A 4,315-nucleotide genomic window follows, 5' to 3' on the forward strand; every position below is an offset into this window, starting at 1 on the left:
CGCCAACCACCAGAACGACCTTGCTGCATGGTGCCAAGCCTATCGTGGCTCGTTCGGCACCGAGCACGTGCCCTGATTGTGGAGGAAAAACCTTTGTTCGCGACCCGGACGTGCTCGACACCTGGTTCTCCTCAGGGCTCTGGCCCTTCTCGACATTGGGATGGCCAGACCAGACTCCGGAATTACGAACCTACTACCCGACATCCGTGCTCGTCACCGGACTCGACATCCTGTTCTTTTGGGTCGCGCGCATGATCATGCTCGGCTTGAAATTTATGGGCGACATCCCCTTTCGTGACGTCTACATCCATGCGTTAGTCCGGGACGCCGAAGGCCAGAAGATGAGCAAGTCGAAGGGAAACGTCATCGATCCTCTCCACGTCATGGACCAGTTCGGCACCGACGCATTGCGCTTCACATTGGCTTCGATGGCCTCACCTGGTCGTGACATTAAGCTGGCCGAAGAGCGAATCGAAGGCTATCGCAACTTTGCCAACAAGATTTGGAATGCCGCGCGCTTCGGCTTGATGTATCTTGACGGACCGCGAACGGCAACGCCGCCGGCACAACGATCTTTCCCGAATCGCTGGATCCTGAGCCGTCTCAACCACACAGTCGCAGTCGTCACATCGGAACTCGAAACTTATCGCTTCGACCGTGCAGCCAGTGCCCTATACCATTTCATCTGGCACGAATACTGTGACTGGTATCTTGAATTGATCAAACCGGTCCTGCAGGATCCTGCGCATAGTGACGGGCCCGCCACACGACAGACACTCGTCGAGACCCTGGAAACAACCATGCGACTCTTGCATCCCTTTATGCCGTTTATCACTGAAGAAATCTGGCAAACAATCCCGCATGAGGGAGACAGCATCGTCGTTCAACAATTTCCTACGGCCAATGACGCTCGGCAGGACTTGGATGCCGAAGAATTCTTCTCTCTGCTCGAGCAGGCAGTCAGCCTCGTTCGCACCGGCCGTGTGCTCCTGAATTATCCGCCCGGCCAGCAAATCCCGTTCTCCGTTTCCCACGACGATCAGGCCAAGCATGCGCGACTCGGACAGCTGCAGCCGCATCTCGCCCATCTAAGCCGAGGTACAGCGGATCTCACCATGCAGGGAGCACCATCGGATAGCAAACGTCTCCGGTTGGTGACAGAAGGGTTGTCCGTGGGACTCGTCGTTTCAGGTGACGTCGATCTCAAGAAAGCGCTCGACCGGATTGTGAAGCAGCAGGAAGAACAGCAGAAGGAAATCACCAGGCTGAGCGGAAAGCTGGGGAATCAGGAGTTTGTCACCAAGGCGCCGCCGGATGTCATCAGTGATCACCAATATCGCCTCCAGAGCCTTCAACAGGATCAATCGCTCCTGGGCAGCAGCGAGCAGCAGCTGCGCACCATGCTGGGAACCTAGCAGGATGCTCGAAACGCCGGCCATTACCTTCCATACGAGAAACTCATCGACCGCTCACTGTGTCGGGTCAACATTGTAGTAGCCATGGTCACCCTTCCAGCAGTAGAAATCAGGCGCGCAGTCCGGCAGGGCCTGGAGGAGGACGTCGGCCAAGGGGACGTTACCACCTCGGCTCTTTTCAAATCCCCTGCTCCTGCACGCGCACGCATCGTGGCCCAGCAGCCCCTCGTCGTCGCAGGAATGGCAGCCGCCGTTCAGACGTTCGTGGCCGTTGATCCCACACTGCATTTGTTTGTCCTGAGCCAGGATGGTGATCGGGCAAGAAGCGGGGATACGCTGCTGCGGATTGAGGGCGATGGACGCTCAATCCTTATGGCAGAACGGGTCGCACTCAATTTCCTGCAGCACCTTTCCGGCATCGCCACCCTCACGGACAAATTCTGCAAGGCCGTTCGTAGGTATCCCGTCACGATCCTCGACACTAGAAAAACTCTTCCCGGCTGGAGAGCCATCCAGAAATGGGCGGTGGCGCTCGGGGGAGGAACAAACCATCGCCGTTCACTCGTCGACGGCATCCTCATTAAAGACAATCACCTGGTTTTGCTGAATAAGAATAAGAAACGGGGAGTAAAGGAAGCCTGCCGACGCGCAAAAGCCGAAGACCGGGGCTTGATCATCGTTGAAGTGGAATCGCTGAGGGAAGTCAAGGAAGCGCTGGCCGGCCAGGCCGATATCATTCTGCTGGATAACATGACGCCTCCTATGGTGCAGAAAGCGGTGCAAATCATTAAAGGCCGCGCACTGGTGGAGGTTTCCGGGGGTATTACTCTGAAGAACGTCCGAGCAATGGCTCAGGCTGGACCAGATCGCATTTCAATCGGTGCCCTGACGCACTCCGCGCCTGCCGCCGCAATCAGCTTGGAGCTTCAGCCAGTCGGCAAAACCCATAAGAGGCTCTAATGTCGGTGCATTCCTCGCCGTCACTCACCATGAATGCCATACGAAGCACACTGTCGACGAAGTGGCTCGGCCGTCGCATCGAGCTGCGCAATGAGGTCGGCTCAACGAATCATGAGGCTATAGAACTGGTCCGATCAGGAGTGGAAGACGGAACGGTTGTCGTAGCCGACTCTCAATCCAAAGGACGAGGAAGGCTGTCGCGTCACTGGTTCTCTCCTCCGGGCCTCAATCTCTACTGTTCGATCGTCATCAGAAAACGGATCGCTCCTGAACGCCTCTCCGAATGGCTCTCATGGCTTCCGTTATCGACCGCCCTAGCCGCAGCTGAGGCCATAGAAACCGTTGCGGTAACGAACATCGCCGTCAAATGGCCGAATGATCTTCTGATTGGAGATCTGAAAACCGGCGGCATCTTATGCGAAAGCGGGACAGCGGCCGGCAACGGCCCGTATCAGGTTATCGGTATCGGATTGAACGTCAACGGAACAGTGAAGGACTTTCCCCGGGATCTTCAAGAGATCGCCACGACCCTTCAACAGCAAACAGGACATCCGATAGACCGCAACCGGCTCCTTGCGCAGTTGTTCGCGGAGCTTGAGGCATGCATTGAAGAATTAGAACAAGGACGCATCGAGAAGCTCGCCTTCGCATACCAGCGCCGCTGCAGCACAATCGGGAAAACTGTCAAAGCCACGTTGACAGACGGCACGGAGTTCATCGGCGTGGCCGAGGCGATCGAGCATGACGGTTCGTTAAAAGTAATCCAACCCCCGCTTCCCTTCGAACGACGTGCGCCGCTCGTACAGCATCTCCGGGCGGCGGACATCGTCCATCTGAGAACCTAGCCAAGGCCATGAGCCTCAGGTTACAATGCCGCCATGCTGCTCGTTGTCGACATCGGCAATAGTAACGTCGTGCTCGGGATCTATGATGGTCTTTCGCTCCGGGCTCACTGGCGACTGGCGACGAATCCTAAAACCACTGCGGATGAATACGGGATTTTCTTCACTAATTTGTTGGCTTCCGTCGGTATCCTCCCACGCCAAATTTCCGGGGCCATCGTTTCGAGCGTTGTGCCGACCCTGACCGGCACCTTCGAAGGCCTGATCGAACAGTATTTTTTCCAGCGGCCTTTGTTCGTCACCTCGGAAACCGATACGGGTCTCACCATCCGATACGCCAATCCGAAGGAAATCGGCAGCGACCGCCTTGTCAATGCTGCCGCAGCCTACCACAAGTACCGGCGCGATCTGATCGTGGTGGATTTCGGCACAGCCACCACATTCTGCACGATAACGAAAAATGCGGAATACCTTGGTGGTGTCATCGCTCCGGGTCTCGGGATTTCCGCTGATGCCCTCTTTGCCCGTGCGGCAAAGCTCTCGAAAGTCGAACTGACCAGACCCAAAACGGTGATCGGTACAGACACCGCCACCAGTATCCAATCAGGTTTGCTATTCGGGTATGCGGGTCTCGTCGATGCCATCGTCCGGCGAATTGACCAGGAACTCGGACGCAGTTCCTATGTCATTGCCACCGGAGGCCTGAGTTCGGTGGTTGCTCCGGAAACCTCTTCCATTCAGAAGATTGAGCCTTTATTGACATTGGAAGGGTTGGCTCTCCTCTACCAGCGCGCGAAGGGCGATGTGCCGCCTCCCACGATCTTTGCATAGCCTCTTCGTCCAAACCGTTGTACAAGTAATTAATTTTTCACGTGATGGTTGACTTTGTTCCTGAGGTGTCTATCTGATTTTCACGATAGGATTTCCAGTGGCTGAAGAAGACCAAAACAACAATACTTTCGACAACTTACAAGCAGAGCCCTCTGAAGATTCTTCTATTGAAGGAACCGCCTCCGCCGAGGCCTCAGATCTCCAACAGGCCCTGGACGCGAAGGCGGAAGAGTTGAAAACGCTGAACGACCGTTACCTTCGGTTAGC

At 55.9% G+C, this 4,315-nt stretch carries 4 protein-coding genes; all 4 read left to right on the forward strand.

All coding sequences use genetic code 11. The features are described from left to right. A partial coding sequence (locus ACWVCN_RS00370) for a class I tRNA ligase family protein (protein ID WP_455243515.1) occupies positions 1–1,415 on the forward strand: 1,415 nt, incomplete at its 5' end. A gap of 84 nt (positions 1,416–1,499) precedes the next feature. Then, positions 1,500–2,375 carry a carboxylating nicotinate-nucleotide diphosphorylase gene (gene nadC, locus ACWVCN_RS00375; protein ID WP_455243516.1) on the forward strand — a complete coding sequence of 292 codons (876 nt, stop codon included), beginning with the start codon at positions 1,500–1,502 and terminating at the stop codon, positions 2,373–2,375. Continuing rightward, the gene (locus tag ACWVCN_RS00380; RefSeq protein WP_455243517.1) at positions 2,375–3,220 is read left to right on the forward strand and encodes a biotin--[acetyl-CoA-carboxylase] ligase; all 846 of its coding nucleotides are present in this window, start codon (positions 2,375–2,377) and stop codon (positions 3,218–3,220) included. Before nadC ends, ACWVCN_RS00380 begins: the two co-directional genes overlap by 1 nt. Before the next feature lie 33 nt (positions 3,221–3,253). Further along, positions 3,254–4,048, forward strand: coding sequence for a type III pantothenate kinase (locus ACWVCN_RS00385; protein WP_455243518.1), 795 nt, complete (start codon positions 3,254–3,256; stop codon positions 4,046–4,048). Positions 4,049–4,315 lie beyond the last annotated feature (267 nt).

It is taken from the genome of Petrachloros mirabilis (genome assembly GCF_975968855.1).

Excerpts from the sequence above, each read along its gene's own strand:
- ACWVCN_RS00385 (WP_455243518.1), top strand. The coding sequence starts at position 3,254 with ATGCTGCTCGTTGTCGACATCGGCAATAGTAACGTCGTGCTCGGGATC.
- nadC (WP_455243516.1), top strand. The coding sequence starts at position 1,500 with ATGGTCACCCTTCCAGCAGTAGAAATCAGGCGCGCAGTCCGGCAGGGC.
- ACWVCN_RS00380 (WP_455243517.1), top strand. The coding sequence starts at position 2,375 with ATGTCGGTGCATTCCTCGCCGTCACTCACCATGAATGCCATACGAAGC.